This window comes from Xanthomonas sp. NCPPB 901 (assembly GCF_056725085.1).
Genome location: NZ_CM161511.1, coordinates 3,007,171 through 3,032,779, shown reverse-complemented (window position 1 = coordinate 3,032,779; position 25,609 = coordinate 3,007,171). Strand labels below are relative to the sequence as shown.

General features: G+C 69.4%; 23 protein-coding genes. 11 read left to right on the top strand and 12 right to left on the bottom strand.

The genetic code is table 11. The features are described 5' to 3' along the window. Positions 1–36: 36 nt before the first annotated feature. From AC1PME_RS12735 to AC1PME_RS12725, 3 genes are all read left to right on the top strand, one after another. Complete coding sequence (locus tag AC1PME_RS12735; protein ID WP_254458361.1) at positions 37–795, top strand: RNA methyltransferase; 759 nt, start codon at positions 37–39, stop codon at positions 793–795. Between the two features lie 151 nt (positions 796–946). Further along, positions 947–1,864 carry a phosphate/phosphite/phosphonate ABC transporter substrate-binding protein gene (locus AC1PME_RS12730; protein ID WP_430543965.1) on the top strand — a complete coding sequence of 306 codons (918 nt, stop codon included), beginning with the start codon at positions 947–949 and terminating at the stop codon, positions 1,862–1,864. Beyond that, positions 1,861–4,005, top strand: coding sequence for a putative bifunctional diguanylate cyclase/phosphodiesterase (locus AC1PME_RS12725; RefSeq protein ID WP_307551083.1), 2,145 nt, complete (start codon positions 1,861–1,863; stop codon positions 4,003–4,005). Before AC1PME_RS12730 ends, AC1PME_RS12725 begins: the two co-directional genes overlap by 4 nt. Before the next feature lie 60 nt (positions 4,006–4,065). On the opposite strand, the gene epmB is transcribed toward AC1PME_RS12725, so the two are convergent. After that, positions 4,066–5,103: an EF-P beta-lysylation protein EpmB gene (gene epmB, locus AC1PME_RS12720; RefSeq protein ID WP_481096056.1), complete on the bottom strand. Its 1,038-nt coding sequence runs from the start codon at positions 5,101–5,103 to the stop codon at positions 4,066–4,068. A gap of 99 nt (positions 5,104–5,202) precedes the next feature. Between epmB and efp the strand changes: the two genes are divergently transcribed. The 5 genes from efp (at position 5,203) to AC1PME_RS12695 (ending at position 9,879) form a co-directional block, all read left to right on the top strand. Next, positions 5,203–5,769: an elongation factor P gene (gene efp / locus AC1PME_RS12715; RefSeq protein WP_010343528.1), complete on the top strand. Its 567-nt coding sequence runs from the start codon at positions 5,203–5,205 to the stop codon at positions 5,767–5,769. A gap of 392 nt (positions 5,770–6,161) precedes the next feature. Then, on the top strand, positions 6,162–7,496 hold the full coding sequence (locus AC1PME_RS12710) for a TRZ/ATZ family hydrolase (protein WP_254458357.1): 1,335 nt from the start codon (positions 6,162–6,164) through the stop codon (positions 7,494–7,496). 53 nt (positions 7,497–7,549) lie between these two features. After that, positions 7,550–8,287 (top strand): bifunctional 2-polyprenyl-6-hydroxyphenol methylase/3-demethylubiquinol 3-O-methyltransferase UbiG, encoded by a 738-nt coding sequence (gene ubiG, locus AC1PME_RS12705; protein WP_481096055.1) that lies wholly within the window; start codon positions 7,550–7,552, stop codon positions 8,285–8,287. After that, positions 8,277–8,984 (top strand): phosphoglycolate phosphatase, encoded by a 708-nt coding sequence (locus tag AC1PME_RS12700; RefSeq protein WP_481096054.1) that lies wholly within the window; start codon positions 8,277–8,279, stop codon positions 8,982–8,984. Before ubiG ends, AC1PME_RS12700 begins: the two co-directional genes overlap by 11 nt. A 190-nt stretch (positions 8,985–9,174) precedes the next feature. Then, positions 9,175–9,879 (top strand): phytoene/squalene synthase family protein, encoded by a 705-nt coding sequence (locus AC1PME_RS12695; RefSeq protein ID WP_481096053.1) that lies wholly within the window; start codon positions 9,175–9,177, stop codon positions 9,877–9,879. Between the two features lie 28 nt (positions 9,880–9,907). On the opposite strand, the gene AC1PME_RS12690 is transcribed toward AC1PME_RS12695, so the two are convergent. Next, positions 9,908–11,089 (bottom strand): putative acyl-CoA thioester hydrolase, encoded by a 1,182-nt coding sequence (locus AC1PME_RS12690; RefSeq protein ID WP_481096052.1) that lies wholly within the window; start codon positions 11,087–11,089, stop codon positions 9,908–9,910. A 380-nt stretch (positions 11,090–11,469) separates the two neighbouring features. On the opposite strand from AC1PME_RS12690, the gene AC1PME_RS12685 reads away from it, so the two are divergent. Next, positions 11,470–13,152 carry a sensor domain-containing diguanylate cyclase gene (locus AC1PME_RS12685; RefSeq protein WP_481096051.1) on the top strand — a complete coding sequence of 561 codons (1,683 nt, stop codon included), beginning with the start codon at positions 11,470–11,472 and terminating at the stop codon, positions 13,150–13,152. Further along, positions 13,149–14,105: a hypothetical protein gene (locus tag AC1PME_RS12680; RefSeq protein WP_481096050.1), complete on the top strand. Its 957-nt coding sequence runs from the start codon at positions 13,149–13,151 to the stop codon at positions 14,103–14,105. Before AC1PME_RS12685 ends, AC1PME_RS12680 begins: the two co-directional genes overlap by 4 nt. Before the next feature lie 418 nt (positions 14,106–14,523). Here AC1PME_RS12680 and AC1PME_RS12675 read toward each other — a convergent pair whose 3' ends face one another. Genes AC1PME_RS12675 through yidD form a run of 3 tightly spaced genes read right to left on the bottom strand, consistent with a single transcriptional unit; the run spans position 14,524 to position 16,994 of the window. Then, the gene (locus tag AC1PME_RS12675) at positions 14,524–15,387 is read right to left on the bottom strand and encodes a M23 family metallopeptidase (RefSeq protein ID WP_481096049.1); all 864 of its coding nucleotides are present in this window, start codon (positions 15,385–15,387) and stop codon (positions 14,524–14,526) included. Continuing rightward, on the bottom strand, positions 15,387–16,721 hold the full coding sequence (locus AC1PME_RS12670; RefSeq protein WP_481096048.1) for a dihydroorotase: 1,335 nt from the start codon (positions 16,719–16,721) through the stop codon (positions 15,387–15,389). The genes AC1PME_RS12675 and AC1PME_RS12670 overlap by 1 nt, the downstream gene beginning before the upstream one ends. Further along, a complete protein-coding gene (yidD, locus tag AC1PME_RS12665; protein WP_106407029.1) occupies positions 16,722–16,994 on the bottom strand; it encodes a membrane protein insertion efficiency factor YidD in 273 nt (90 codons plus the stop codon). Between the two features lie 114 nt (positions 16,995–17,108). On the opposite strand from yidD, the gene dksA reads away from it, so the two are divergent. After that, the gene (dksA, locus tag AC1PME_RS12660; RefSeq protein WP_254458349.1) at positions 17,109–18,239 is read left to right on the top strand and encodes an RNA polymerase-binding protein DksA; all 1,131 of its coding nucleotides are present in this window, start codon (positions 17,109–17,111) and stop codon (positions 18,237–18,239) included. Between the two features lie 371 nt (positions 18,240–18,610). Here dksA and AC1PME_RS12655 read toward each other — a convergent pair whose 3' ends face one another. The 7 genes from AC1PME_RS12655 to AC1PME_RS12625 form a co-directional block, all read right to left on the bottom strand. Continuing rightward, a complete protein-coding gene (locus tag AC1PME_RS12655) occupies positions 18,611–18,811 on the bottom strand; it encodes a hypothetical protein (protein WP_481096047.1) in 201 nt (66 codons plus the stop codon). Between the two features lie 905 nt (positions 18,812–19,716). Beyond that, positions 19,717–20,388 carry a secreted signal peptide protein gene (locus AC1PME_RS12650; RefSeq protein ID WP_481096046.1) on the bottom strand — a complete coding sequence of 224 codons (672 nt, stop codon included), beginning with the start codon at positions 20,386–20,388 and terminating at the stop codon, positions 19,717–19,719. A 66-nt stretch (positions 20,389–20,454) separates the two neighbouring features. Then, positions 20,455–21,294, bottom strand: a complete 840-nt coding sequence (locus AC1PME_RS12645; protein WP_481096045.1) for a hypothetical protein — start codon at positions 21,292–21,294, stop codon at positions 20,455–20,457. A 291-nt stretch (positions 21,295–21,585) separates the two neighbouring features. Further along, complete coding sequence (locus AC1PME_RS12640) at positions 21,586–21,972, bottom strand: hypothetical protein (RefSeq protein WP_481096044.1); 387 nt, start codon at positions 21,970–21,972, stop codon at positions 21,586–21,588. A 74-nt stretch (positions 21,973–22,046) separates the two neighbouring features. Continuing rightward, positions 22,047–22,886 (bottom strand): hypothetical protein, encoded by an 840-nt coding sequence (locus AC1PME_RS12635; RefSeq protein ID WP_481096043.1) that lies wholly within the window; start codon positions 22,884–22,886, stop codon positions 22,047–22,049. A 111-nt stretch (positions 22,887–22,997) separates the two neighbouring features. After that, complete coding sequence (locus tag AC1PME_RS12630; RefSeq protein ID WP_481096042.1) at positions 22,998–24,662, bottom strand: outer membrane protein assembly factor BamB family protein; 1,665 nt, start codon at positions 24,660–24,662, stop codon at positions 22,998–23,000. A gap of 43 nt (positions 24,663–24,705) precedes the next feature. Then, on the bottom strand, positions 24,706–25,608 hold the full coding sequence (locus AC1PME_RS12625; RefSeq protein WP_481096041.1) for a dienelactone hydrolase family protein: 903 nt from the start codon (positions 25,606–25,608) through the stop codon (positions 24,706–24,708). Position 25,609: the final 1 nt, after the last annotated feature.

Here is a 25,609-nt window from a genome sequence, read left to right as displayed (position 1 = left end):
ATCTACGCCCCCGTTCGCTTCGCCTGCCGTGCCGCCATGACCGATTCCTTCCGTATCCGCTTCGTCCTCGTCGGGACCCAGCACCCTGGCAACATCGGTGCGGCGGCGCGCGCGATGAAGACCATGGGGCTGTCGCGGCTGGTGCTGGTGGCGCCGGAATGCGAGGTGGACACCGAGGCCTACCGGCGTTCGGCCGGGGCCGAGGACCTGCTGCAGCAGGCGCCGGTGCTGCCGGCGCTGGCCGATGCGGTGGCCGATTGCCGGCTGGTGCTGGGCTGCACCGCGCGCAGCCGCCGCGTGTCGCTGGAGGAGCTGCTGCCGGCCGATGCCGCGCAGCGCCTGACCGCCACCAGCGCCGAACCGGCGGAAGTGGCGCTGGTGTTCGGCCGCGAGCGCACCGGCCTGACCAACGAGGAACTGCAGCTGTGCCACGCGGCCGTGCACATTCCTTCCGATCCGGCGTTCAGCTCGCTCAACCTGGCCGCGGCGGTGCAGGTGCTGGCCTACGAACTGCGCCTGGCGCAGCTGCGCGCCGGCGCCCCTGCGCCCGCGCCGGCACCGGGCTTCCGCGAGGCGCCGGCCAGCCACGCGCAGGTGGAAGGGCTGTTCGGGCAATTGGCCGAGACCCTGGACGACATCGACTTCCACAAGGGGCGCGCCCCGGATTCGGCGATGCGCAAGCTGCGCCGGCTGTTCCTGCGCACCGAGCTGACCGAGCAGGAAGTGCGCCTGCTGCGCGGCGTGCTGTCCGACGCGCAGCGCATGGCGCGGCTGGCCGGACAGGCCGGAAACTGAGGCCAGGCCAGGCGCGAAGATGCGCATCGCGGCACGCGCGGCCAGACGCGGGCCCGGGGCGGATTCGCGGCGCGGCAGGCGTCATTCTGTGACGCTGTCACCGGCATGCGCTTTCGGCTAGGCTTTGCAAGGGCTACTTGGGGATCGTGGTTTGTCCAGTTCGCGTTGGCGGGTGGTCGTGGTGTGGCTGGCGCTGGCGATCTGCTGGCCCGTGTCCGTGCACGCGCGGCCCTCGGTCCTGGTGCTTGGGCGCATCAGCGACGATCCCAAGGCCCATTACGAGCAACTCAAGCCGCTGCTGGACTACGTGGTGCCGCGCATGCGCGAGGTCGGCATCACCTCCGGGCAGATCCTGATGGCCCGCGACAGCCAGCAGATGAGCAGCTACCTGCGCCGTGGTCGGGTCGACTGGGTCACCGAGACCGCCGCCACCGCGATGGCGCTGGAACAGCGCGGCGGCGCCAAGCCGCTGCTGCTGACCGAGCGCAACGGGGTGCGCGAGTACCACACCGTGTTCTTCGTGCGCCGCGACGCGCCGGTGCATGACCTCTCCGACCTGCAGGGGCGCACCCTGGCGCTGCAGAGCCAGCAGTCCACCAGCGCCTACATGGTGCCGATGATGACCTTGTTCGAGCATGGCCTGCACCCGGAGATCCTGCTCTCGACCAAGGACCAGCCCTCGGCGGAGACCGTCGGCTACGTGTTCGCGCGCTCGGAACTCAACATCGCCGCCTTCGTGCACAAGCACCTGGTGGATGCCGGGGCGTTCAGCAATCTCGACTGGGACGACGACCGCCGCCTTCCGCCGGCGTTCCGCCGCGACTTCCGGGTGATCTACCGCAGCGAGCCGTATCCGCGCGCGGTGGAGATGGTCCGCAGCGACCTGCCCACGGAGGTGGAGATGCGCCTGCGCGAGGTGTTGCTGCACGCCGCCGACGATCCGCAGGGACGTGCGGCGCTGCATCAGTTCTTCGGCACCTCCGGGTTCTACCCGATCGATCCCGCGTCGCAAAAACGCCTGGACACCCTGCGCGCCGGCGTGGCGCGGGTGAGGCTCGAAGTGGAATGAAGACGATGCGTTTCGGGTTGCAGGCCAGGTTCCTGCTGGCCATGGGTGTGGCTGCGTTGTTGGTGATGGCGATCCTGGCCCTGCTGCTGGAGCGTCAGGCGGCCATGCAGCGCGAGGTGCGCACGCTCAGCGGCAATGTCATCCACGGCCTGTTCGACAGCAGCATGCGCACCCGCGGCGAGTCGCTGGCGCGGCAGCTGGCCGATTCGCTGGCCAACCCGGTGTACTACTCCGACCTGGACGCGATCGGCACGCAGGTGCGTGGCGCGCTGGGCTATGTCGCGGTGGCCTACGTGCTGGTCTACGACGCCGACGGGCGGCTGATCCACGACGGTAGCGAGGATCTGGTCGGCTACGGCCAGCGCATGCGCGGGCCGATGGCCGACGCCGCGATCCGCGCCAAGGGCCTGCTGGCGCAGGAGTCGCCGGATTTCCTCGACGTGTCGATGCCGATCATGATCGGCGACCAGCGCGTGGGCGGGGTGCGGGTGGGCATGTCCTGGGCGCGCGCGCAGGAGTACGAGCGCAAGGCCGGGCAGAACCTGGACCAGCGCCTGGGCGCGCTGGGCAAGCGCCATCTCGGCTGGTTGCTGCTGTTGCTGGCCGCCCTCGGCCTGACCGCGGCGATGGTGACGGTCTACGTGCAGCGCACGCTGGTGGCGCCGTTGCGCTGGATGGCCGCCGCCGCGCGCCAGATCGAGGCCGGCAACTACGCGGTGGAACGCCGCGACAGCGGCCGCTACGACGAGGTCAGCGAACTGCTGCGCGCGTTCGGGCGCATGAGCGAGGCGATCGCCCGGCACGACCGCGATGTGCGCCATATGGCCTACACCGATGCGTTGACCGGGCTGACCAACCGGCTGGCGTTCCGCGAGGCGCTGGACCACCGCATGCTGTCGGCGCGCGCCTCGCAGCGCCGGTTGGCGCTGCTGTTCGCCGACATCGACGATTTCAAGCGGATCAACGACACCCTGGGCCACGAGGCCGGCGACGAGGCCTTGCTGCAGTTCGCGCGGCGCATCCAGCTGGCGGTGGAGCAGCTGGGCGGCGACGACGCGCTGCTAGCGCGTTTCGGCGGCGACGAGTTCGTGATCCTGGTCGAGGACGCGCAGGCGGCCAAGGTCGCCACCGCGCTGGCGCAGCGGCTGGTACAGGAGCTGCGCGAGCCGCTGCGCATCCAGGGCCGCGAGGTGTTCATGGGCACCTCCATCGGCATCACCGTCTACCCGGGCGATGCCGAGGACGCCTCGGCGTTGCTGAAGAACGGCGACATCGCCATGTACCAGGCCAAGCTGGCCGGCAAGAACTGCCATCGCTTCTACAGCCGCGCCATGGACTATGCGGTGGAGCGGCGCGTGCACATGGAGCACGAACTGCGCGGCGCCTGGGAGCGCGACGAACTGAAGCTGGCCTACCAGCCGATCTTCCGCACCCAGGACCGGCGCATGGTCGGCGTGGAAGTGCTGCTGCGCTGGCAGCATCCGGCGATGGGCACGATCTCGCCGACGGTGTTCATCGACGTGGCCGAACAGAGCGGCCTGATCGAAAGCATCGGCCCCAAGGTGCTGCGCGCGGCCTGCCGCGAGGCCACCCAGTGGCGGCGCGCCGACGGCAGCCGCGACCTGTTCGTCTCGGTCAACGTCTCGCCGCGGCAGTTGCGCAGCGGCGATCTGCCCGAACTGGTGGCCGAATGCCTGCGCGAGTCCGGGCTGCCGGCGGCGCAACTGCACCTGGAGCTGACCGAGACCGCGGTGATCGGCGACGAACTGCAAGCGGCGAGCATGCTGGCGCGGCTGCACCGCACCGGGGTCAAGGTCTGGCTGGACGACTTCGGTACCGGCTTCTCCGGCCTGAGCCACCTGCGCCAGGTGCCGGTGGACGGGGTCAAGATCGACAAGAGTTTCGTCGCCGACCTGCAGCGCGACCCGGACGACCTGGCGCTGACCACCGCGATCATCGCGATGGCGCACTCGCTGGACATCACCGTGGTCGCCGAGGGCATCGAGCAGGAGGCGCAGTTCGAGTTGCTGCGCGAGCGCGGCTGCGAACTGGGGCAGGGCTTCTGGCTCAGCCGCCCGCTCAGCGCGGAGGAATTCCGCAAGTTGCTGGCCAACGAGGGCGCGTCGCCGGCCGATGCCTGAGCATCGCCGCGGCACCGTGGTCTGCGGCCGCCGCTCGCGCGGCGGTCGCCGTCGCCGGGGTCAGGGCAGCAGCGGGCGCTTGCCGGTATCGCCGGCGATCTCGCGCACCAGCTTCGGCACCAGGTAGCCGGACAGGCGCGCGGCCAGCGCCTGGTGCAGCGCCAGCGCGGTGGCATCGTCCACTTCGAAGTGGGCCACGCCCTGCACCCGGTCCAACTGGTGCAGGTAGTAGGGCAGCACGCCGGCGGCGAAGCTGCGCTCGCTCAGCGCGGCCAGCGCCTCCACGCTGTCGTTGACCCCGCGCAGCAGCACCGCCTGGTTGAGCAGTTGCGCCCCGGCCTCGCGCAGGCGCGCCAGCGCGGCATCGACGCCGGCATCGAATTCGTTGGCGTGGTTGGCGTGGATCACGAACGCCAGCGGCCACGGCAGCGCGCGCAGCCAGGCCAGCAAGGGCGCGTCGACGCGCTCGGGCAGCACCACCGGCAGGCGGGTATGGATGCGCAGGCGCTTGAGCTGCGGCAGCGCCGCCAGCGCCTCGGTGAGTTCGGCCAGCTTGGGCGTGGCCAGCGACAGCGGGTCGCCGCCGGACAGGATCACTTCCTCGATGCTGGGGTCGGCGGCGATCGCCGCCACCGCGGCGCGCCAGCCGTCGCGCGCGGCGGTCTCGTCGGCATACGGGAAGTGGCGGCGGAAGCAGTAGCGGCAGTGCACCGCGCAACTGCCGGTGGCCACCAGCAGGGCGCGCCCGTTGTACTTGTGGATCACCCCGTCGGCCTTCTTGGCCGCCGCATCGCCGACCGCATCCAGGGCGAAGCCGGCGACCCGGCGCTGCTCGGCGTCGATCGGCAGCACCTGGCGCAGCAGCGGGTCGTGCGGATCGCCCGGGCGCATGCGCGCGACGAAGCTGCGCGGCACGCGCAGCGCGAACTGCGTCGCAGCCTGTTCGGAGACGCCCAGCGCCTGCGGGTCCAGGCCCAGCAACGCCAGCAGCTCGCGCGGATCGCGCACGGCGTCGCGCCAGGCCTGCTGCCAGCGCGGCGGCGCGGCGGCGGGCAGGGGCGGGGACGGCTGCATCGGGCGGGGGGCTGCGGTTATCATAGGCGGTCATCACACGAGCGCCCGCCGTTGCGGCGGAGCTTCCATTCTATCCGGCCGGCCGCCGAACGCGGCGGGTTTGCCTTACCCGAGGAGTTTCAGATGGCCAGCTACGGCATGAACGACGTCAAGAACGGGATGAAGATCCTGGTCAACAGCGAGCCTGCGATCATCACCGATACCGAATACGTCAAGCCCGGCAAGGGCCAGGCGTTCACCCGCGTCAAGTACCGCTTCATCAAGTCCGGGCGCGTGGTCGAAATGACCATGAAGGCGACCGACAGCGTGGAAGCGGCCGACGTGGTCGACACCGACATGCAGTACCTGTACAGCGACGGCGAGTACTGGCACTTCATGCAGCAGGAAACCTTCGAGCAGGTGCAGGCCGACAAGGCCGGCGTCGGCGACGCCGCCAAGTGGATCAAGGGCGAGGAAGATTGCGTGGTGACGCTGTGGAACGGCACGCCGATCCAGGTCACCCCGCCGAACTTCGTCGAACTGAAGATCGTCGAGACCGACCCGGGCGTGCGCGGCGATACCTCCGGCGGCGGCGGCAAGCCGGCGACCCTGGAGACCGGCGCGGTGGTGCGCGTGCCGCTGTTCGTCGGCCAGGAGGAAGTGATCCGCGTCGATACGCGTTCGGGCGAATACGTCTCGCGCGTCAAGTAGTTCCTGCATGCCCGCGGCTGCCGCAAGCCGCGGGCATGCACTTGCGCCGGCGTGCATGCGCCGGATGACTGCGCGGCGGTGACCGACCAGCGCCTGTCACGGCACCGCCGTGACACGCAGCCACGCCGACCGCGCCGACGCCCGGTCTCCGCGCGCGAGTTGGGCCTGGCGCTACGCCTCAGCGCCGCAGGACTGGACGCTGAGGTGGCGCGTCGCGGTGCTGCCGGCGGTGCGCGTGCGGTGCAGTGCGCCGGCCATGGTCGCCCCGCTGCTGGCGCGATTGGCGGTGCTGGCGGTAGTCGTGTTGCAGTGGACGGCGATGCGCGTGTCCCGGCGCCGTCTCGGCCAGGTCCAGACGGCAACCTGATCCCTCCCTTTCCAGAGCGCTTGCGATGACCTCCATACCCGAATCCTGCGACCTGCTGATCGAAGCCGGCTACGTGGTGCCGATCGAACCGCATGCGGTGGTACTCGAAGACCACGCGGTGGCGGTGCGCGGCAGCGAGATCGTGGCGGTGCTGCCGACGGCCGAGGCGCGCACGCGCTTCGCCGCCGCGCGCACCGTCTCGCGTCCGGACGCCGCGCTGCTGCCGGGGCTGGTCAACGCGCACACGCACAACCCGATGACCCTGCTGCGCGGCATCGCCGACGACCTGCCGCTGATGGTGTGGCTGCAACAGCACATCTGGCCGGTGGAGACGGCGGTGATCGGCCCGGAGTTCGTCGCCGACGGCACCGCGCTGGCCATCGCCGAGATGCTGCGCGGCGGCACCACCTGCGCCAACGAGAACTACTTCTTCGCCGACGTGCAGGCCGCGGTGTACAAGCAGCACGGCTTCCGCGCGCGGGTCGGCACGGTGATCATCGATTTCCCGACCGCCTGGGCCAAGACCTCCGACGAGTATTTCGCGCGCGCCTGCGAGGTGCACGACCAGTGGCGCGACGATCCGCTGGTCGGCATCGCCTTCGCCCCGCATGCGCCGTACACGGTCAACGACGCCAACTTCGAGCGGGTGCGGATGCTGTCCGACCAGCTCGAGGTGCCGGTGCACCTGCACACCCACGAGACCGCGCAGGAAATCGCCGATTCGCTCAAGCAGTACGGGCAGCGCCCGCTGGCGCGGCTGGATCGGCTGGGCCTGGTCAACGACCGCCTGATCGCGGTGCACATGACCCAGCTCACCGACGCGGAGATCCACCTGTGCGCCGAGCGCGGGGTCAGCGTGGTGCATTGCCCCGAATCCAACCTCAAGCTCGCCTCCGGGTTCTGCCCGGCCTGCGCGCTGCAGCGTGCGGGCGTGAACCTGGCGATCGGCACCGACGGCTGCGCCAGCAACAACGACCTGGACATGTTCAGCGAGAACCGCACCGCGGCGATCCTGGCCAAGGCGGTGGCCAACGATGCCACCGCGCTGGACGCGGCCAGCACGCTGCGCGCGGCCACCCTGGGCGGCGCGCGCGCGCTGGGTTTCGGCGAGACGATCGGCTCGATCGAACCGGGCAAGCAGGCCGACCTGATCTGCGTGGACCTGTCGGCGCTGGAGACCCAGCCGCTGCACAACGTGCTGTCGCAACTGGTGTACGCCACCGGCCGGCAGCAGGTCAGCGACGTGTGGATCGCCGGCCAGCCCAAGCTCAGCCAGCGCGTGCTGGTGGACATGGACGTGGAGGCCCTGGTCGCCAATGCCCGGCAGTGGCGCGAGCGTATCCGCAGCGTCCACGCCTGATCCGCTATGTTCGCCGTGCCGCGCCGCGCGCGCGGCCCCAACGAGAGTCCGCCATGACCGCTTCCGCCGCCAACGCCTCCGCCAATTTCGATCAGGCCGAACTGGACAAGTTCGGCGCCCTGGCTACCCGCTGGTGGGATGCCGACGGCCCGCAGAAGCCGCTGCATGCGCTCAACCCGGTACGCCTGCGCTACGTCGCCGAGCGCCTGCCGCTGCGCGGCGCGACGGTGCTGGACGTGGGCTGCGGCGGCGGCCTGCTCAGCGAGGCGCTGGCCAAGGAGGGCGCGCAGGTCACCGCCATCGATCTGTCGCCGGAGCTGATCAAGGTCGCGCGGCTGCACCAGTTCGAATCCGGGGTCGAGGTCGACTACCGCGTGCAGTCGGTCGAGGACCTGGCGGCGGCGCAGCCGGCCAGCTTCGACGCGATCACCTGCATGGAGATGCTCGAACACGTGCCCGATCCGGCGGCGATCGTGCGCGCCTGCGCGACCCTGCTCAAGCCGGGCGGCCAGCTATTCCTGTCCACCCTCAACCGTACCCCGGCGGCCTTCGCCCTGGCCATCGTCGGTGCCGAGTACGTGGCGCGGCTGCTGCCCACCGGGACTCACCGCTACCAGGATTTCATCAAGCCGGCGGAACTGGCCGCCTGGTTGCGCCAGGCCGAGTTGCAGTTGCGCGACGTCAGCGGCCTGGCCTACGAGCCGTGGCGCAATCGGGCGCGGCTGTCCTCGCGGACCGACGTGAATTACCTGGCTTGTGCTGCAAAGCCGGGAATCGGGAATGGGGAATAGGGAAGCGTTGCTGCCGCGTCACCGATTCCCGCGGGTGGTGCTGTTCGATCTGGATGGCACGTTGCTGGACAGTGCGCCGGATCTGCTGGCCGCGGCCAATGCGCTGCTGGCCGATCATGGCCGCCCGGCCTTGACCCTGGCGCAGTTGCGGCCGGTGGTGTCCAAGGGGGCGCGGGCGATGCTGGGCGTGGCCTTTCCGGATCTCTCTGGCGCAGAGCGCGATGCGCTGATTCCGGCGTTCCTGCGCCACTACGAGGCGCTGATCGGCCGCCATTCGCAGCCGTTCGACGGCATCCCGGAGCTGCTGCAGCGGCTGGAAGACGCCGGTAGCGTGTGGGGCATCGTCACCAACAAGCCCGAGGCGCTGGCGCGGTTGATCCTGCCGCAGCTGCAGTGGCAACGGCGCTGCGCGGTGCTGATCGGTGGCGACACGCTGCCCGAGCGCAAGCCGCATCCGTTGCCGCTGCAGGTCGCCGCGCAGCGCCTGGGCGTGGCGCCGCACGAGGTGGCCTACGTCGGCGACGACGAACGCGACATCCTCGCCGCGCGCGCCGCCGGCATGGCCTCGGTCGCGGTGCTGTGGGGCTACCGGCTGGACGAGGACGATCCGCTGGCCTGGCGCGCCGACGCGATGGTCGCCGCGCCGGCCGAGCTGTATGCCGCCGCGGCCTGGCCGGTGGCCGCCGCCGCGCCCTGACGCCGGTGCGGTCGCCGCGCGGCGGCGCCGCGCAGATGCCGCGACCGCCGCGTCGCCGCAGGCATGCCGACAGCGCTCGGCATCCACCGGTCGCGCACGTAAACTGCGCGTCCTGCGCAGCAACCGCGCCCACTTCCCCCGTCGCGCGACGCCCACGGCGCGCGCGCCCGAATCCGGATCCACCGATCGCATGAGCAGTTCGTCCGCCCTGGATGCCTTCCTCGACAAATGGCGTCGCCGCTGGCCGGAATGGGCCGTGGCCGAGGCCTTCGTGCCGGCGCCGCAGCGCGCCCGCACCGTGGCCTGGTTCGCCTTGCTGCAGGAGTTCGACGACATCCTCAACATCGCCGGCGATCCGCTGCCGGCCGACGCCAAGCTGGCCTGGTGGGGCGAGGAGCTGCGCAGCTGGGCCGGGCAGCGCTCGCGGCATCCGCTGGGTCGGGTGCTGGAGCCGGTGGCCGCGCCGTGGGCGCAACTGGCCGAGGCCTTGCCGAGCCTGCCGCAGGCGCGCGCGGCCGCGGCCGACACCGGGCATGCGCTGGAGCGGCTGGAGCCGTTCGCGCAGGCGGTGGTCGCGGTCGAGCGTGCGCTGTTCGCGGCCCCGGCCGAGGGCGCCGCCGTGCCGGTCGCGTTGCAGGTGCTGGCGCAGCGCCTGACCGAAGGCGGTGCCGCCACCGCGCCGCTGGCGCTGCGCGGTGGCGACGAGGTACAGCAGCGCCAGCGCTGGGCGCAGGCATTGCTGAAGCAGTGGCCGCGCCGTGTGCGCGGGCCGCGCGCACGGCGCATCCTGTCGGCGCTGGCGCGTGCGCGGACCGCGCAGCAGGCGGCCGCCACGCCCCGGCCGCCCGGACAGATGGCCACGCTGTGGCGCGCCTGGTGGGCCGGGTTGGGCTGAGCCGCCCGTTGCAGGGCGTCGCCTGGACTCAGTGGGCGCTGCCGGCGCCGCTGTTGGCGTATTCGGAGAAGCGATTGGCCGAGGTGCTGCAGCCGCTGCTGCAGTACGGCCGGCCGATGGTCGAGGCGTTCCACGGCGCGCTCTTGCGGATGTGGCCGCCCAGCACCGAATCGCGGATCACCACCTTGCCGTTGGGCGAGGTGCCGTCGACGTAGTTGGACAGGCTGCCCACGCTCTCGTCCCAGGCCCGCCCCAGCCACACCGTGCCGCTGCCGGGAGTGCCGACCGCATCGAAGGTGCTGCCGATGGCCAGGAAGCCGTAGCCGCTGCCGGGGCGGGTGCTGGGCGCGAAGATCACCCCGCCATCGTTGGCGCCGCGGCGCGCGGCGGTGTAGCGGATGGTGCTGCCGGCGAACACCGCCACGCCCGAGCCGAAGATGAAGTCGGTATCGCCCTCGATGATGCCGCCCTTGATGTAGGCGCGGATTACCGTGTTGGCGCTGCCGGCGCTGACCAGCAGGGTGTCCTGGTTGCCGGTCAGCACCACGTTCTCCAGCACCGCCTTGTCGCCGCGCAACGCCAGCGCCACCGCCGACTGGTTGCTGCCGCTGTAGGTGCCCTCGACGTAGCTGTTGACGATCGCCAGGTTGCGCGCCTGGAACTGCGCCGCGCGCACGGTGACGGTGCCGCTGTCGGAGGTGCCCACGGTACTGCTGGCGGCGTTGCTGGCGCAGGGATGGGTGGCGCTGCCGGTCGGTTTCGGCGTCGGGTTGGCGTTGCCGAAGCGGATCGTGGTGCTGGCCGGACTGCCGCCCAGGCCGAACAGGGTGAGCGGCGGCGCCGCGGCGGGGACGCAGACCACTTCGGTGTAGGTGCCTGGCGCCACGCTGATGTAGCGGCGCATGCTGCCGCCGGCGGCGACCGCGGCGTCCACCGCGGCCTGCACGGTGCGGTAGCGGGTGCTGCCGTCGGCCGCCACCGCGTAGTCGGCCTGCAGCAGCGCGACTCCGGCGCTCGGATCCCAGTTGTCGGTGACCAGTGCGCCGATCGGGCCGGCCTGCGCCAGGTGGCGGGCGACGGTCTGGTTGGCCGCCTCGCTGCTGGTCAGTTGCGGGCGCGACGCGGTCCCGGTCAGGGCCGGGGCGTCGGTGACGACCCCGGCCGCCAGGGCCAGGGTGGAGGAAAGCAGCAACCAGCGCGATACGGTCATGGAAAGCCTCCGCTCAAGGATAAGGGCCCGCGGCGGCGCCTGGAATGATACCGGTGTCATCCGGTCGTGCGATTCGGTGTCGGCAGCGGATCGGCGATGGTAGGGGCGTTTGCCTGTGGCGCCCGGCCGATGCCGCAGCCAGCGGCCGGTTGTGCCGTCTCCATCACGTTCGCGGTGCCGCAAGGGCGCAGATCGCCCGCGGGGAGCGGACGCCGCAGGGCCTTGCCGACGGTCGATTGCCGGCCCGTCGCGGCACTGCGGCATGGATCTGCGCGCGCCTGCCGACCGCGCGCCATGGCGTGATGGGGCCGTGAATTTGGATACGAGCGCGGTCGCGGCTTGCGCTACGCTCCATGGCAACGTCCGTTGGAACCCGTCGATTGAAGCGCCTGTGCCGTTGGTGCTGCCTGCTGCTGTGCCTGGGGATGGTCGGGTCGGCGCAGGGGCAGGAACTGCTGTTGCAGCGTCTGGTCGCCGACCCACCGGCGTCGGAGGTGGTGGCGGGGCGCTACGATGCCGCCTTCGCCGACGCCGGCCACGGCGCCACCCTGTACGAGCGCAGCAAGCGACCGACCTGGTGGCGCATCCGCGCCGACCGCGCGATCGGCAGCGAGGGCCAGCCGCAACTGGTGCTGCAGTCGCCCTACTTGACCCGGGTCGAGGCCTGGGTCCCGGGACGTGCTGCGCCGATCTGGCGCGCGATCTACGGCGCCGACGCCGACCTGCGCTACTCGACCCGCGCTCTGGTGATCGCCTTGCCGCAGGGGCTGCCGCGCGGCGCCTCGATCTGGCTGCGGGTGCAGGCGCCGGCGGCGATGCCGATGCCGGTGGGCATCGTGCCGCTGGCGCAGGTGCAGCGCGAGGATCTGCACTACGTCGGCTGGCGCGCCTTCATCCTCGGCTCGACCGCGGTGCTGGCGATCCTGGCGATCGCGTTGTGGGCACGCCTGCGCGAGCCGATCTACGGGTACTTCACCGCCAACGTGATGTGCGTGCTGCTGTACCTGCTCGGCCTTGGCGGCGAAGCGCGCGCGGTACCCGGCCTGGCCAGCGTGTTCGCGTCCTCGCCGACGCCGATGCGCATCGTCGCCGCGCTCGGCGGCTTCTTCATCATCACCTTCCAGCGCCGGCAACTGGAGATGCACCGGCAACTGCCGCGACTGGACCGGGTGCTGCGGCTGTGTGCGCTGTATCTGCTCGGCATCGCCGTGGCCTGTCTGCTGTCGGACGCGGCGGTACTGAGCCTGCTCGGCAATCTCGGGCTGATCGTCGGCGCGGCGCTGCTGCTGCCGTGCTGCCTGTTGCTGGCCTTGCGCGGGCAGCGCTACGCCTGGCCGCTGCTGGCCTCGTGGACCCCGCTGTGGATGCTGTGCGTGCTGCGCTGCCTGGAGCTGACCGGGTGGTTGCGTCTGGATCTGGCCGCGCCGGTGCTGGCGCACGGCATCAGCCTGGCGCTGGCGATCTCCTGCCTGCTGGTGACCTTCGGCCTGGCCGAGCAGATCCTGGAACTGCGCCGCGACCGCGACCGCGTCAGCCGCATGGCGACGGTGGACGAACTCACCGGCATGCTCACCCGTGGCGCGCTGCAGCAGCGCCTGGCCGAGGCGTTGCAGGATGCGGCCCGCGGCGACCGGCCGCTGGCGCTGGCCTACATCGACATCGACCACTTCAAGCGCATCAACGACATCCACGGCCATGCCGGCGGCGATGCCTGCCTGCGCTGGGTCGCCGCCTGTGCGCGGGCGCGCCTGCGCAGCACCGACATGCTGGGCCGCCAGGGCGGCGACGAGATGCTGCTGTTGATGCCGGGCGCCACCCTGGAGGCCGCGCGGCGCGTGGCCGAGGACATCCGCCAACACGTCGCCGCGCAGCCGCTGCCGCGCGACGGCCAGGCGCTGTCATGCACGCTGAGCATCGGCGTGGCGCAATGGCAGCGCGGCGAGAGCGTCGCAGCGCTGCTGCAGCGGGCCGATGCCGCGCTCTACGCCAGCAAGTCCGCCGGCCGCAACCGCGTCAGCGTGTCCACCCCCCACCGTGTCACCCACCAGGAGCCTCAGCCATGACTGCACAGCCCGCTTTGCCCGCGTTCGCTCCCGATCAGTTGCAGGTCGGCGACATCCTGTTGCAACTGGGCTGCGGCCCGGTGTCCGAACTGATCGCCTGGTGCGGCGACAGCATCTACAGCCATGCCGCGATCGTCGCCGACCAGGGCGACCTGATCGAGGCGGCGGCCAGCGGCGTGCGCCGCTATCCGCTGTCGCAGCGGCTGACCGACACCACCGACTACCTCATCATCGACGCCTACCGGCCGCTCAGCTACGCCGGCGTGGCGCTGGACGACGCCGACCGCGCCAGCGTGCTGGCGAAGGCGCAGTCGCTGCTGGGCGTTCCGTACCCGCTGGATAGCCTGGCCACGCTCGGGCTGCTGGTCGCCATCCGCGGCAAGTGGCCGCAGCACTGGCTGGCGCGCATCGTGGTGCGCGAGGCGCTGGATCACCTGGTGCGCGACAACCCCTCGCACATGGTGTGCAGCGAGGTGGTGTACCGCGCCCTGGCCGAATGCGATGCGACGCCGCCGGGCCGGCTGGCGCCGCAGATCGTCCTCAGCGGGCCGACCCATATGCCGTTCCCGGACCTGGACTGGAAGGCGCTGTGGCAGGAAGTGTGGCAACTGCTGCATCCGCACCGGCAGCAGGCGCTGGGCGACATCGCGCAGCGTCTGGCGGCGGTGGAGGGCGCACCGGCCAGCCTGGCCGCCTCGGCGCTGACCACGGTCGCCGACGAGGATCTGCTGAGCCGCGCCAACGCGGTCCGCGCCGGGCTGGGCCTGCCGCCGCTGCCGCCGGTCACCGACCAGGTGGACGACAACGGCGCGCTGCTGCGGGAAGCCGGCGAAGCGGCCCCGGGAACGCCCTTGCCGCATCCCAATCCCAAGCTGGTGATGCCGCTGGACCTGGCCAACAGCCCGTCGCATGTGGTGCTGGGGCGCCTGCTGGAGGTGGTCACGCCTGCGTAGCGAAACGCTGTGTGTGCGAGCGACCTCGGGGTACCTCTCGTCACTCCGGGACGTGTCCTGTGGGAACGGCTTCAGGGCAGCTTTCATCGCTCCGGGACGTATTTTGTGGGAACGGCTTCAGCCGCGTCGGGTTTTACCGGGAACGCCCCGACGCGACTGCAGCGCGTCGCCAGAGCCCAGCCGGCGCGCTTGTCGCGCTGCGCGGCGATCGAGGTGGCGCTTCGGGATGTACCACGCTGTCTGATGTAGGAGCGGCTTCAGCCGCGACCGGGCGTCCCCGGAAAAGCCTCGTCGCGGCTGAAGCCGCTCCTGCATTCGGCGGCCGCTGCGTTTTGTCCGCTCCGCGCCAGGCAACGACGCCGGTCATGCCGATGAAGAACGCGCCGCCGCGCGCCAGCGCACCCGACGCAGCAGCGCTTCAGGGCTGCTGCGTCCGCTCCAGCACCAGCAATGGGTCGATGCGCACGTCGAACCAATTCATCCCCCAATGCAGATGCGGCCCGGTCGCACGGCCCGTGGCGCCAACCGCGCCGATTACCTGGCCCTGGGCGATGCGGTCGCCGACCTTCACGTCGATCCGCGACAGGTGCAGGAAGTTGGAACTGACGCCATAGCCGTGGTCGAGCAGCACGGTGCCGCCGGTCAGGTACAGGTCGGGGGCGGCGAAGGTGATCACCCCGGCGGCCGGGGCCTTGACCGGGGTGCCGGTGGGCACGGCGATGTCCATGCCCGAATGACCGGCGCCGGGCTGGCCGTTGTAGACGCGGGCGTTGCCGAAGCGGCCGCTGATGCGGCCCTGCACCGGCCAGATGAAGGGCGCGGCGAAATCGGTGCGCGGGTCGTCGCGGTCGCGCGCGGCGGTGACCTGGGCCTGTTCGCGCTTGATCCGCTCGGCGATCGCCGGCGGCGGGTTCACCGTTTTCGGCGGCACCCCGTTGACCTGTTCCAGCGGCCAGTCGCGCGGCGTCACCGCGATCTCGACGGTTTCGGTCCCGCCGTCGGGGCGCTGTACGGCGATGCGCAGCGGACCGCGCTCGTCGCGGCCGATGCCGAACACCACGCTGCCGTAGTCGCTGACCCGCAGGGTGCGGCCGGCGTACTGCACGCGGCTGCCCGGCGCCACCTTGCCGATCACCAGCGCGCCCTGCGAGGCGCTGCGCGGGAACACGCTGCGCGCCTCGGCGCCCGCCGCGGCCGGCGTCTGCGCATGCAGCGACGGGGCGACTGGTGCGGTCAGCAGGACCAGCGCCAGTGCGGCGCCGGACAACACGGCGCCGCGCATCAGCGGTCGAACGCCAGGCGCTGCCCGTTGGGGCTGCCGACCAGGCGGGTGCCGTCCCAGGCCAGCACGCCGTTGATCCAGGTCGCGGCGATCTTGGAGCGGAAGCTGCGGCCTTCGAACGGCGACCAGCCGCACTTGAACAGCACGTCCTCGCGGCGCACGGTGAACGTGGTGTCGTCGATCAGCACCAGGTCGGCGTGGTAGCCCTCGCGCAGGAAGCCGCGTTCGTGCACGTCGAACAGCAGCGCCGGCGCGTGCGCGAACTTGTGCACCACCTGGGCCACGCTGAGCCGGCCCTCGTGGACCAGCTCCAGCGCCGCGACCAGCGCGTACTGCACCAGCGGCAGGCCCGACGGCGCCTGCGCATATGGCTTGCTCTTCTCTTCCCAGGTGTGCGGCGCGTGGTCGGTGGCGAGCACGTCGATCACGTCCTCGGCGATCGCGCGGATCAGCGCCTCGCGGTCGCTGGCGTCCTTGATCGCCGGGTTGCACTTGATCAGGTTGCCGAGGGTGGCGTAGTCGGCGCGGTCGAAGCGCAGGAAATGGATGCAGGTCTCGGCGGTGATGCGCTTGCCCTGGATCGGGCCGGGCGCGAACAGCGCCAGTTCGTCGGCGGTGGAGATGTGCAGCACGTGCAGGCGGGTGCCGTGCTTCTTCGCCAGCGACACCGCCAGCTGCGAGGACTTCAGGCAGGCCTCGCGCGAGCGGATGTCCGGGTGCATGTCCGGGGTCAGCGCATCGCCGTACTTCTGCTTGAACGCGGCCAGGGTCGCGTCGATGGTCGGGGTGTCTTCGCAGTGGGTGATGATCGGGGTCGGCGCGTCACGGAAGATCGCGTCCAGGGTGTCCGGGTTGTCGACCAGCATGTTGCCGGTGGAGGCGCCCATGAACACCTTGATGCCGGGGGCGGTCTTCGGGTCCAGCGTCTGGATCGCGGCCAGGTTGTCGTTGCTGGCGCCCAGGTAGAAGCCGTAGTTGCCCCAGGCGCGGCCGCGCGCGGCGTCGTACTTGGCCTGCAGCGCGGCGGCGTCGAGCGTCGGCGGGTTGGTGTTGGGCATGTCCATGAAGCTGGTCAGGCCGCCGGCCACCGCCGCCGCCGATTCGGTGGCGATGTCGCCCTTGTGGGTCAGGCCGGGTTCGCGGAAGTGCACCTGATCGTCGATCATGCCGGGCAGCAGCCAGCGCCCGGCGGCGTCGACCACGGTCTCGCCGTCGCGTGCGGCCAGTTGCGGCGCGATGGCGGCGATGCGGCCGTCGGCGATGCGCAGGTCGCCCTGGGTTTCGCGGCCTTCGTTGACCAGGCGCGCATTGACGATCAGTGTGGAAGCGGACATCTAGTGTTTTCCTTGGCAGCGGCAGGGTGGCGGCGCCGTGGGGTCGGGCACCGGGTCGAACCCGCCAGGATGGAAGGGGTGGCAGCGGCCGACGCGACGGGCGGCCATCCAGCCGCCGCGCAATGCGCCGAAACGGGCGATGGCGGTCACCGCGTACGCCGAGCAACTGGGCACGAAACGGCAGCGCGGCCCCAGCAGCGGGCTGATGAAGCGCTGGTACAGGCGCAGCAAGGCAATGAGAGCGCGGGCGATCACGCCGCCATGATATGCCACTGTGCTGGACTAGGCAGGTCGCTCGGCGTATACGCCGCGTTATTGCCGCGGGGGGTAGGGTAGGCTATAAAGGCCCGCTTTCCCGGGCCCCGGGAAGACCAAGGAAGAGCGTTCGTGGCTGCTAAAAAACCTGCAAAGAAGGCCGTCCAGGCCGCCAAGAAGCCCGCCAAGCCCGCCGCCAAGAAAGCGACGGGGTCAGCTCCCGGCAAACCGCTGAAGAACGCCGTGCCCGTCAAGCAGGCGGCGAAGGCCGCGCCGGCCAAACCGGCCAGCAAGGCCGTGGCCAAGAAGCCGGCGGCCAAGCCGGTGGCGGCTGTGCCGGCCAAGTCCGCTCCTGCCAAGAAGGCTCCGGCCAAGAAGGCGCCCGCCAAGCCGGCCGCACCGGCCAAGGCTGTCGCCAAGCCCACGCCCGCCGCCAAGCCGGCAGCGAAAACCGCGGCGGCCAAGCCTGTGGCCAAGGCCGCGGCCGCGCCCGCCAAATCCAAACCGGCCACCGCCTCCGTCGCACCCGCGGTGACCACCTCCGTACCGAAGTCGGCACCCAAGCCGGCTGCGGCCAAGCCTGTCCCGGTCAAGCCCGCCGCGCCTGCCGCTGCACCGGCTCCCAAGCCCGTTGCCGCCAAGTCCGCCGCGCCGTCGACCCCGCCACAAAAGAATCCCGTGTCCGTTTCGAAATCCTCCGCGAAAACCCCCACCAAGTCCGAATCCACCCCGAAGGCGCCGGTCGCCAAGCCCACCGGCAAGGTCGCCGTGGCCGTGACCGCCAAGTCCAATACGCCGGCCAAGCCGGCCAAGTACAAGGTGGTCGAGTACAAGACCGATGAGGCGACCGGCCGTCCGATCCTGCCCAAGGGCTACAAGCCGGCGGCGGACGAGGAGTACATGAGTCCGCTGCAGCAGGAGTACTTCCGCCAGCGCCTGCTCACCTGGCGCGCCGACCTGGTGGAGGAATCCAAGCAGACCATCGAGAACCTGCGCGACGAGGTCCGCGACATCGGCGACGAAGCCGAGCGCGCCACCCGCGAGACCGAGAACTCGCTGGAACTGCGTACCCGCGACCGCTACCGCAAGCTGATCGGCAAGATCGACAGCACGCTCAAGCGTCTGGACGCCGGCGACTACGGCTACTGCGTGGACACCGGCGAAGAAATCGGCCTGGAGCGCCTGGAGGCGCGCCTGACCGCCGAGCGCACCATCGACGCGCAGGAGCGTTGGGAGCACCTGCAGAAGCAGCAGGGCGACTGATGTTCCACGACGTCTCCTGACGTCTCGAAATCCCTTCGTATTCAATCGGAGGGAGGGACGTCAGGGTTTCATGACGTCACCCTGCGGTCCACGAAATACCCCCAATCCGGGGGTATTTTTGTAGGTATGTCACGGCCGATTCCGCTGTAGCTGCGAACGTCGTAGACGACGTGCGAGAGGTCGCACACCGCTCGCGACACGTTCGACGCGTTGCAGATGTGCAGCGCTTCTCAAGGTAGGCACTTCGACGGTGGCGGGCTGTTCCTCGACGTCCAGCCCAGCGCGCGCGAGGCGGATGGAGTACCGCTTCGGCAAGGCCGGGTCTGGATCACGCAGTGGACCCGTGGCACCTAGGAGCAGCCGCTCCCAGACTAGGCGGCCGTATCCAGCAAATACATGCCATAGACGGCGGCCACCATCACGAGCATCGCGATGGCAAAGAAACCGAAGCGCACGCCGCCACGGCCAGGGCCGCCCTCGCGCACGGCTAGTCGCGTCGCGAAGAAGCCGACGGCACAGAAGATCACTGCACCAACGAACCAGCCAAAAGACATGTTGGCGATGGCATTCATCAGACAGGCGAACGCCATGACGAAAAGAACGCCGATAAACGCTCTTGGACTCACTATTCCTTTCCCCCTATGTTCTCGCCCAACACGCGGCTCACGTCGCCCGACGAACCCAGCTCCGTCCGCATGACCTGTCAGGGCTTGCTCGACACAGCTCGCGGGACCGACAGGGCGACAGCGAACACGCATTGCGCGATGGTGCTTGAGAACAATAGCATCCACTGCGTTCAACAGCGCTAAGTCGCCCAACTTCAGGCACGCCATGATCTTTGGCGTGGTGATGGGGGCTTGTCCGTGGTACGGCAACAGGGGCAGCAAAGGTCGATATGTCGCTGGATCCATCTCGGATCTTATTGTTGGATGACGGCGCCTGGCAGCGTCTTCGGTGAAGCTGCGAATCCGCCGGAAGACAGACGGATCGCAGCTTGCTCTGCGCCGGGCGTGCCGTCTTCGAGCATGGTGTCCCACTCGCTCGACGCCGTGGCGACATGCGTCCTGCAGCGAGCTGATCGGGCTGTAGAAGCCCGGTGACTGCGGGTTGAGCAACACCCAGGCGAAGGCCGCCGGTCCGTTGCATTTCAGTCGGCCCGACACAGATGCCACAGCCCGGCAGGCGGTGCCAGCGATAGGCCCCGGTGGGCCTGCCACAGGAAGGCGGCCTGACGCGATAAGCGTGGGGCGTTGTCCCCGTCGGCTTTCGGCGGCCCATGTCCGGGCGACGCGCCTGCCGTGTGCTGCCGCGTGTGGCGGAGGCGATACCACCCCAAGAGGCTGGCGATGGAAGCGCCGTTGCGGCATGCGCGGCATGCGCGGCGTGTGCGCCCGTCCTGTGGCCGGAACCGTTGCCGATGCGTGGGTAAGGCTGCCGTTGACAGGCGGGCGTTTCCCGGCACGGACGGCGGCGTTCCTCAGCGCACGCCGTTGACCAATCCGCTTTGTGCGTCCTTGCTCAGCTTCAAGGCGGGCAGGGCAAAGCTGTCCAGCTCCTGCTTGCTGGTGGCGAGATCCAGCCCGATGACGGCCGAGGTGTCCGGATCGACCTCCAGGCCCAGCGGCATCGCGGCGAACTGCACGTAGTCGCGGCTGGCGTTCCATTGCGGCTGCCCACCGATGGCCTGCAGCACGCGATCGATGTGGATGCCGGCCGGCTGGCCGAGCAGATCGAATGGCAAGGGAGCGTCTGGATTGGCGAACGCGATCAGGTTGGTGACGCGGTCATGGCGAAAGCGCACCGCCAACTGGCTGTAGGTGAGGGCGGCGGCCGGCCGTGGCTGCTGCGCCAGCAGCGGGTTCAACCCGCGCGGGTACAGATACACCACACTGAGCGTGTCCGGGTGTGCCGCATCGCTGCGGGTGATGTCCGGCTGGCCCAGTGCGGCCAGAACCTGTTGCTTGCGCATGCCGAGCGCGACTGGACCGAGACGTGCGCATTGGCTCGGCAGGGTGGCCGCGTTGCTGGAGCCTGCAAAGGCCTGATGCAGCGCGAGGGTGCAGGCCGCCGCGTCGCCGGCGGCATGGGCCTGCGAGCAGGTCATGCAGAGAGCGAGCAGGCCGAACAGCGAGAAGAACCGGGATGCCATGAGAAATTCTCCGTGAGGGGGATGCGTGGCGAGGCGGGAGGCATTCCCGGCCTCGCCACAGGTGAATTAATTGCCGTGCCAGCCTTCGCGGTGCCCGTACGCGGTGATGAACGCGCTGCGCTGGTCGCTGTTCAACGACCCCCATTGATCGGACGGACTCAGGCCCGAATTGGTGGTGATGGTGGTGATCATCTCCGCGGTCGGATTCTCTTTTGGCGGCGACATGGTGGAGATGAGATCGCTCAGCGTGGCGGTGCCGCCGGCGTCGTTGTTGATGCGGTCCATGTCGGCCGCCGCGGCGTCCAATCCGGCTTGGGGGCTGGAGAAGATCGCAAAACCGCGGTCGTCGCCGAGCGTGCCGTGATTGTCCGCGAACGTGCCGGACCGGATGTCGAGCGGGTTGTTGTCGCGGTTGGGATGCGTGCCGGTGACTTGCTGCGTGCTGCCGTCGGCGGCGGTATAGGTCACCGTGGTGCCGCTGGCCGTCGCGGACGTGGCGGGGTCGTCGTTGCTGCCTGCGCCGTCGCCATCGCCGCCATCGCCGCCATCGCCCTCGCCACCGTCGCCCTCGCCGCCATCTCCTTCGCCACCGTCGCCTTCGCCTCCCTCACCACCTTCGCCTCCCTCGCCACCTTCACCTCCCTCACCGCCTTCGCCTCCCTCACCGCCGTCGCCGCCGTCGCCACCACCCTCCGATTCGATCGGTGCGGCGACTTCGTTGGTGGTGGCCATCTGCGCGGCCGCAGTCTTGTGCATCGCCATGTGGTGATGCGTCTTGGCTTTGGCGTGGTGCGTTTTCCTGTGCGCCTTGGCGTGATGAATCGAACTGGACAACGGATGCGCGCCGATGGATGTGCGCGTGCCGCCTGCAACCATATCGATTTCGATGATATCGAGCGTTCTCATGTTGATCCTTGAACAGAGGTGCGGGAAAAGTGCCGTCCCCGCTTCGGCTGATCCGGCGCGTGCGGCGTGGCCGACGATCGGATCGGTTCATGCTGCGTGCGGCGCGTCCCAGAGCGCGGGCAGGGCATCTGCCCGGTCCTGCGTGTGGTGGTGCGTTCGAACGCAAGGAAACTGGGGTCGCACGCTGCGTCGTGCGCGGATCGCGAACGCCAGGGCGGACCGCGGAGAGCAGGCGCCGCGCGTTTCCTCCCACTGCGTCCCACAGCCAAGGCGCAAGCGCCTATCCGATGGTCACATCCCATGCGTCGCCGCCGCTCCTTCTCTGGAGCACACCAACGTCAGGTCCAGGCGACGTATCGTCCAGTGCGATGGCGTGTCGATCGTCCCGGTCGCATGCACGTGGTAGGCAGGGCAGTCCGCATCTTCCTCGGGGTTGTCCTTGATGTCGCAATTGCCTTCGATCAGAAAGGTCTTGGCACCTTCGGCACTGGTACGGGCAAATTTCAATGCCGGACAGTCCCCGAACATCCTCGACAGGGCGATGTCATTCTTCAGCACGTAAGCGATCGCCTGTTCTCCCCCTGCTTGGGAAGAGGCTTGCATCGCCTGCAACGATCCTTGCACGGCGAAGGTGAGCGCCAGGACCGTGCACATGCGCAGTAACCAGATGGGCTTCATACGGAGAACTCCGAAGGCGGTTGTCCCCCGGGCTGGCCGGCGCCGGCGCGGGAGAGGAGATCGTGGGATGCGAACTACTTGAAGACGCTGATGTGGACGTGGGTCGTGTCGCCGCTTTCCCGGCTGGCCGGCGTCCAGTCCGCCGTTGGACTCGACCGGATGAAATTGCCCGCCGGACCCTCGACGTAGCTCACGTTGGGATTGTCCATCGCGGCGTTCTCCAGCGCTTGGGCGTTCTGCAGGCCTGCGCCGCTCGTGCCGACATGCACGTCGTTGATGATGTTGATATCGACGGCGTTGCCCGTGTAGTGAGCGGAATTGGGATCGTGGCTGCCGTTGGTCGTGGCCGAGATGTCGATGCTGTTGACGCTCTGATCGCCGTCGAGCACGGAGTTCAGTGTCGAGGCCATTCTGGATGTGACCGGGTTGTCGCTGCTCGAGCCGTCTTTCGTATTCTGATAGCTGATCGAAACCGTCCTGCCATCGGACGTCGTATGGCTGCTGCCTATGCTGGTATCGGCAGGGCCGTTGCCATCGGCGTCGTCGCCGTCGTCGTAACCGCCGCTGCCATCGCCTTCGCCGCCTTCACCACCCTCACCACCTTCACCCCCTTCGCCACCTTCGCCACCTTCGCCGCCTTCACCGCCTTCACCCCCTTCGCCGCCTTCGCCACCTTCGCCACCTTCGCCCCCTTCGCCCCCTTCGCCGATCGGCTCGACCTCTTCCATCCGTGCCATCTGCATGGTCGCGGACTTGTGCGCCACCATGTGCTGGTGGTGGATCTTGGCCTTCGCCCGGTGCGTCTTGTTGTGCGCTTTGGCGTGATGGATCGAACTGGACAGCGGATGTGCGCCGATCGATGTGCGCGTACCGCCTGCGACCATATCGATTTCGATGATATCGAGCGTTCTCATGGTGATCCTCGAACAGCTGTGCGGGGAAACGGCCGTCCTCGCTTCGGCTGATCCGTGCGTGCGGCCAATGAACGGCATGCACGGACCGATCCCGGCCATGCGCGGCGCGCGTCAGAATGCGGCGAGGGCGGGGCGCGCGCGTTGCTCGTGCGCGTCGCTCAGGCGCTCGAACGCATAGAGATGGTTCATGTAGGTGGATACGTAGATGCGCCGTTCGTCGGGCGAGATCGCCACGCCGTTGGTGACAGCGTCCGGCAACTGCAGTACACCGACGGTTTCGAGCGTGTCGATGTCGATCTCGACCACGCGGCCGCCGTTGCTGCCGACGATCACCCGGTTGCCGATCCGCTTGGGCGATGCGTACACCCGCGAACGCAGGTTGATCTTCTTGAGCAACTGCATCGTGTCGATGTCGATCACGTACAGATGGCGGTCGCCGGATCCGCAGAACAGCTTGTTGCCGGCGAACAGCGGCGTCGTGTAGCAGATTTCATCTGTCTGCCACTCGCCGCGCTTCTGGCCAGTGGCGACATCCAGGACATAGATGGACTTGTCGAACGAGGCAAATGCGGTCAGCCCACGACGCTCGTCCACCGCGGGCGCGTACTTCACCGAACGCCGCGTCTTGAAACGCCAGGCAATGCGTCCTGTCCTGGCGTCCAGCGCGAGCGTCTCATGGTCCGCGCTCCCCCAGATCACCAGATCGCCGCCTTCCCAGTAACCGGGCGAGCCGTGCTGCAGCTTCTGTACTTGGTGCTCCCATATCTTCTCGCCGGTGTCCATCGCATAGGCGGCGAGACTGCCCTGCGCCCACGGGCGGACATACTCGATGCCGACGTACATCAGCTTGTGGCGCGGCACCAGCAGCGGGGAAGCGCCGACCCAGTCGCCGTCCGGATGCGTCCAGATCTCCTCGCCGCTGGCCGCATCCAGGCAGTAGACGGTGCCGTTGTACGCACCGAAGTACAGACGCCCGTCGTGATAGGCCGGGCAAGACCAGATGCCTTTCTTGGTGTATGCGGCGCCGGTCACCGGGTATTCCCACACCAGCCCGCCGGTCTCGGCGGAGAACGCCTGCATCTTGGCGGCGTCGCAACCGCGATAGATCATGTCGCCGACCAGCAGCGGCGCTGACTTGGGGACCACATGGAAGGCAAAGCCTCCCGGCGTCGCCGTCCGCCAGAGTTCGCGGTACGCCTGGGTGGGATGCGGCGCGCTTTGTTCCTGCGGCAGGTCGAAGTCCTTGAGGGTGAACAGCGATTGCACCGAGATTGCGTGTGTTTTGCGCCACTGCATGCCGGCCTTGGACAGGAAATCGACCACTACGAACACCTCGCCGAGAGTGTGTCCGGCCGCTGCGATCACCGCGCGCGCCTTCTCGGCGCTGTTGCCGGAATTGAGCGAGTCGTCGACCAGTACGATGGGCAGATCGAGCACATCGCCCTCGATGGCGTTGCCCATGCCGGTGGTCTTGCGATCCTTGCGAATGATGAAGCCGTTGACCGGGCCGCGTTCCTTCGGTGCGGTCAACAGCAAGGCGGTGAGCAGCGGGATTGCCGCGGTTTCCAGTCCGCCGAGCTGGAAAGGGGGGCGCGCGGCGTTGCGCTCCCAGAACGCTGCGGCGATCTGCTCGAGCGCAGTGCGTCGCATGAAGACCCGACGCAGATCGAACAGCCAGAGGTAGGAGCCGCCCTTCTTGGTGATGAGGGGGATGTTCTCGGCGCTGGTGTGCAGGCCGACGGTCTGGATCAGGTCCCGAAGCGATTGCATGGTCATCGTGCAGCCCTGCTGGGGATGGGAGAGTGAGGGGGACGGCGGGTCAAGGAGACGCCGGAACGTCCATCGAGCCGAGATAGCGGTCCACGGCCGGTCCCCAGATCGCGGAACCCCCGTGGCCGAAGAACAGGTGGTGACCGTCGTCGCCGAAGGCGGAGGGCGTCACCAGGACGGCATGGCCGCCTGCCTCGGTGAAGGCACGATGCAGCGACGCGGCAAGTTCAGGTCCGAAGAAGCTGTCGTTGGCCGTATAGATCCACAGCATCGGCGTGGTGGCCTGTTGGCCGAATGTGGCGGCTGCCGCAATCAACCTGTCGGGATGGCAGTTGCTGTTGGACTGGTCGTGGAAGTGGCCGCCGCGGCCGCCGGCCATGTTGACGAACGCGCTGACGTTGGGGTGCGGCAGGCTGTCGTACGCCAACGTGCCCCAGCCGCCGGCCGACTGTCCGACCACGATGGCGCCGGTCGGGCTGTAGTCGGGCAGCGCGGTCAGGACGTCCACGATGCGCTTGAGCTGGCGAGCGGTTTCCAATCCGGCCTTGACGTAGTCGGCGTGGTCGCAGCCGTCGTAGCCCTCGCTCCAAGGACCACCGGTGGCGCCGTAGCCGAGGCGCAGCACCAGTGCCACGGCGTAGTGGCGGCGCAGGAACCAGCGTGCCGATTCGCCATCGCAGGTTTCGAGGGTCATGCCTGGTCGGTCGGCTGCCTTCGCCGGTGAGCCGTGTGCGATGACCACCACGCGCGGGCGGCGGACACCGGCGGGGCGGCACAGCCGTCCTTGCAAGGTCCAGGGGTGTCCGTCCGGATCGGCGATGGGGATCTGCAGCGATTCGCCGAGGTCGGCATGCGTGCCGCCGAAGCCGCTGGCCGAGGCGATGCAGGGTGCCATACCGCAGAGCAGCAGTGCGGTCGCGGTCGGCAGGCAGCGTATGCAGGTGGATGACATG

What these genes read in the sequence shown, in the direction of transcription:
- AC1PME_RS12735 (WP_254458361.1), top strand. Translation starts at nt 37, where the DNA reads ATGACCGATTCCTTCCGTATCCGCTTCGTCCTCGTCGGGACCCAGCAC.
- AC1PME_RS12725 (WP_307551083.1), top strand. Translation starts at nt 1,861, where the DNA reads ATGAAGACGATGCGTTTCGGGTTGCAGGCCAGGTTCCTGCTGGCCATG.
- epmB (WP_481096056.1), bottom strand. Translation starts at nt 5,103, where the DNA reads ATGATAACCGCAGCCCCCCGCCCGATGCAGCCGTCCCCGCCCCTGCCC.
- efp (WP_010343528.1), top strand. Translation starts at nt 5,203, where the DNA reads ATGGCCAGCTACGGCATGAACGACGTCAAGAACGGGATGAAGATCCTG.
- AC1PME_RS12710 (WP_254458357.1), top strand. Translation starts at nt 6,162, where the DNA reads ATGACCTCCATACCCGAATCCTGCGACCTGCTGATCGAAGCCGGCTAC.
- ubiG (WP_481096055.1), top strand. Translation starts at nt 7,550, where the DNA reads ATGACCGCTTCCGCCGCCAACGCCTCCGCCAATTTCGATCAGGCCGAA.
- AC1PME_RS12700 (WP_481096054.1), top strand. Translation starts at nt 8,277, where the DNA reads ATGGGGAATAGGGAAGCGTTGCTGCCGCGTCACCGATTCCCGCGGGTG.
- AC1PME_RS12695 (WP_481096053.1), top strand. Translation starts at nt 9,175, where the DNA reads ATGAGCAGTTCGTCCGCCCTGGATGCCTTCCTCGACAAATGGCGTCGC.
- AC1PME_RS12690 (WP_481096052.1), bottom strand. Translation starts at nt 11,089, where the DNA reads ATGACCGTATCGCGCTGGTTGCTGCTTTCCTCCACCCTGGCCCTGGCG.
- AC1PME_RS12680 (WP_481096050.1), top strand. Translation starts at nt 13,149, where the DNA reads ATGACTGCACAGCCCGCTTTGCCCGCGTTCGCTCCCGATCAGTTGCAG.
- AC1PME_RS12675 (WP_481096049.1), bottom strand. Translation starts at nt 15,387, where the DNA reads ATGCGCGGCGCCGTGTTGTCCGGCGCCGCACTGGCGCTGGTCCTGCTG.
- AC1PME_RS12670 (WP_481096048.1), bottom strand. Translation starts at nt 16,721, where the DNA reads ATGTCCGCTTCCACACTGATCGTCAATGCGCGCCTGGTCAACGAAGGC.
- AC1PME_RS12655 (WP_481096047.1), bottom strand. Translation starts at nt 18,811, where the DNA reads ATGAATGCCATCGCCAACATGTCTTTTGGCTGGTTCGTTGGTGCAGTG.
- AC1PME_RS12650 (WP_481096046.1), bottom strand. Translation starts at nt 20,388, where the DNA reads ATGGCATCCCGGTTCTTCTCGCTGTTCGGCCTGCTCGCTCTCTGCATG.
- AC1PME_RS12645 (WP_481096045.1), bottom strand. Translation starts at nt 21,294, where the DNA reads ATGAGAACGCTCGATATCATCGAAATCGATATGGTTGCAGGCGGCACG.
- AC1PME_RS12640 (WP_481096044.1), bottom strand. Translation starts at nt 21,972, where the DNA reads ATGAAGCCCATCTGGTTACTGCGCATGTGCACGGTCCTGGCGCTCACC.
- AC1PME_RS12635 (WP_481096043.1), bottom strand. Translation starts at nt 22,886, where the DNA reads ATGAGAACGCTCGATATCATCGAAATCGATATGGTCGCAGGCGGTACG.
- AC1PME_RS12630 (WP_481096042.1), bottom strand. Translation starts at nt 24,662, where the DNA reads ATGACCATGCAATCGCTTCGGGACCTGATCCAGACCGTCGGCCTGCAC.
- AC1PME_RS12625 (WP_481096041.1), bottom strand. Translation starts at nt 25,608, where the DNA reads ATGTCATCCACCTGCATACGCTGCCTGCCGACCGCGACCGCACTGCTG.